General features: G+C 58.8%; 2 tRNA genes. Both read left to right on the top strand.

What is annotated here, in order from left to right:
* Nucleotide 1 precedes the first annotated feature (1 nt).
* Nucleotides 2–77, top strand: a tRNA-Glu gene (locus GHO25_RS26045).
* A gap of 50 nt (nucleotides 78–127) precedes the next feature.
* A tRNA-Ala gene (locus GHO25_RS26050) sits at nucleotides 128–203 on the top strand.
* Nucleotide 204 lies beyond the last annotated feature (1 nt).

Consider the following 204-nt stretch of genomic DNA (forward strand, 5'->3'; position numbering starts at 1 on the left):
TGTCCCCTTCGTCTAGTGGCCTAGGACACCGCCCTTTCACGGCGGTAACAGGGGTTCGAGTCCCCTAGGGGACGCCAGTTTCACAGAAGCAGCATTTCGGTGTTGCTCCGCCGCCAGGCGATAAATCGGGGCTATAGCTCAGCTGGGAGAGCGCTTGCATGGCATGCAAGAGGTCAACGGTTCGATCCCGTTTAGCTCCACCAA

The sequence above is a fragment of the Pseudomonas sp. FSL R10-1350 genome, assembly GCF_009600525.1.
GTDB lineage: Bacteria > Pseudomonadota > Gammaproteobacteria > Pseudomonadales > Pseudomonadaceae > Aquipseudomonas > Aquipseudomonas helleri.